Source organism: Mesorhizobium sp. M0968, assembly GCF_040319065.1.
GTDB lineage: Bacteria > Pseudomonadota > Alphaproteobacteria > Rhizobiales > Rhizobiaceae > Mesorhizobium.
This window is the reverse complement of sequence record NZ_JAMYNL010000076.1, coordinates 1-2524: the sequence shown is the minus strand read 5'-3', so window position 1 is coordinate 2524 and position 2524 is coordinate 1. Positions and strand designations below refer to the sequence as shown.

Below are 2524 nucleotides of genomic sequence, written 5' to 3'. Positions count from 1 at the left end.
CAATGATGTCGGGCTGATGCTCCTCCAAGGCCGCCATGTACTTTTCGACTGGGTTGTTGATCCCAAGGTCAATGATCTCGAAGCCGGCGCCCTCCATCATCATGCCGACGAGGTTCTTGCCGATGTCGTGGATGTCGCCCTTGACGGTGCCGATCACCATCTTGCCCTGCTTAGGCGCTCCGGTCGCGATCAGCAGCGGGCGCAGGATGAACATTCCCGCCTTCATGGCGTTGGCGGACAGAAGCACCTCAGGAACGAACAGGATGCCATCGCGAAAATCCTCGCCGACGATGCGCATGCCCTCGACCAGCGCCTCGGTCAGCACCGTGTAAGGGGTCCAGCCGCGATCGAGGAGAATATGCGTGCCCTGCTCGATTTCTTCCTTCAGCCCGTCATAGAGGTCGTCGTGCATCTGTTGCACAAGTTCCTCATCGGAAAGCTCGGAAAGATTGATCTCTTCATCAGCCATGTCGGGTCTCAATCCTTGATTTCAGGGAGGTCGGCGCCCCATGCTCGATGCGGCGCCGACCAGGCTTCGGGCGAAGCCTTGGGAGTTGCTCCGGCTGCCAGCCAGACCTTCTGTAAACCATCTGGTGGGTCTGCTGAATTGCGTAATTCTGCTTAGGTGCGTTACACCCCGTCGCTCTTTGTTCTTCTCTCCAGTTCAAGTGATCTGCATCGCAGCCTAGGCAATGCTTGGGGAGATTTCCTCCTGACGCTTGGCGACGAATGCATCGAGTTCTTCTCGCAAGGCCAAATCCAGAGACGGCTGTTCGTAACTGGCGATGATTGATTCAGCTTTCTCGCGACAGCGTTGCGCCATATCTTTCGATCCCTTGACTTTCCACTGCTCGTAGCTGAGGTAGTCCAGGATCTCGGGCGCGATGAAAGCGTCCTTGAACCGCTTAAGCGTGAAGGAGTCGCCGAGATAGTGCCCACCGGGCCCGATCCGTCGGACCGCCGCGAGAGCGTCTTCGAAATGCTCGAAGGATATTCCTTTCGCATATTTTTCGATCAGCAGGTTCTGCTCCGCGTCAGCAACGAACTTGGCCATGCAGCACACGAGGCCGGCCTCGTCCCAGCCGCCCGCATGCATCATGAGATTCGCGCAGGCGCTGGCGCCCGACATATAGGCGATCGCCGACTCATACCCGGACTGCGCATCGAAGGTCTTGGCGGACGACTGGGACGCAGTGGTTCGCCACGGGACACCGTACCGCCTCGCCAGTTGACCAATGACGGCGTTGAGCAAAGTGACCTCAGGCATCCCGGACATGGGGGCACCGCTGCGCATCGACACCGAGACCGAGTATTGGCCGTAGATCATTTTCGCGCCGGGTCTCACCAGTTGCGTATACGCGAGCGCGGCGAGCGCTTCTGCGTTCAACTGCGCAATGGTGGCCGGGACATCAGCGGGAGTGTTAGCTGCGCCGAGGACGAAGGGCGAGAGCAGGACAACCTGGTTCGCCTCGACGAAAGCTCGGAGGCCCTCGAGCATGGTTGAGTCCCAGACCAAGGGCGAATTTCCCGACACGTGCCCCATCATTACAGCATTTTGGTCCATGAATTCTTTGCCGTGAACGATGCGCCCCATCGCAATAGAATCCTCGGCTCGCTCCCTCCCGGTCGTAAGGCCGAAGAACGGCATGTTCGTTTCAACCAGGCTTGAATGATTGATGTGCAGGTGACGCCAAGGCACTGCAATGTCGGTTGGCTCGCAGGTAAACCCTCCGGCGATGTGGAAGCCCGGCAGCATCTGCGTGAGCCGGTTCATATCGCGCAGGTCCGCGATCGTCGATGCGCGGCGGACGCCCTGAAGGTCGCGGACATTTGGTGCACCCTGCATCGCTCCGAATGTCATCGTATCAAGCGCGATCTCGAAGCGCTGTGATGGATCGCGGGATGTCATCTCGAAGCGGGAGGGCGCCTTGGCGAGAAGGTTCATGACCATCTCGCCTTCGAGGCGGACGCGATGCTCCTTGACATCGGCCCCAGCCTCCTTCCACTGCCTGATCGCCGTCTCGTCCCTGAATTCGATGCCGATCTCGCGCAAGATCGCTAGGGATGCTTGGTGAATGCGCTCCAACTGTTCCGGAGACACGACCTCTACGGGCCGAATGCCGTACTTAATGGTGGAAACGCGTGGCCTTTTCTCGGCTTCCCGCGCTGCTACCACAGACGATCGGCCCCCGCGGCGTCGAATTGTAGGAGTATCTGCGTCCATCATAGCCTCACCTGCGGTGCCGGAATATCAGCGGTCGACTGATCGAACTTGCCGCCTGAAATGGGCGGCCTTATTCACCATGAGATTTATGCTAGGGACCAATCGGCGCTATGAGAATACCTAAAAGTTTTCGCTGGCGCTAAACTCAGTTTATATCCAGCCAGCCGCATACAAGCTGGATCACGTGAGTCAGCGGCATCAGCCGGCTCAAAAAGTCACTGGCGGAGTTCTTCGGACTGGGCGAGGAACCAGTCGACCAATATCTTGCATCGCTTGTTCCTGCTGACGTCGTCGCTGGCC

General features: G+C 58.6%; 2 protein-coding genes. Both read right to left on the bottom strand.

The window, feature by feature from the left end:
• Positions 1–469: B12-binding domain-containing protein (locus NKH67_RS33890; RefSeq protein ID WP_353033082.1), on the bottom strand; the 469-nt coding region annotated here is incomplete at its 3' end.
• Between the two features lie 216 nt (positions 470–685).
• The gene (locus NKH67_RS33885; protein ID WP_353033084.1) at positions 686–2224 is read right to left on the bottom strand and encodes a trimethylamine methyltransferase family protein; all 1539 of its coding nucleotides are present in this window, start codon (positions 2222–2224) and stop codon (positions 686–688) included.
• Positions 2225–2524 lie beyond the last annotated feature (300 nt).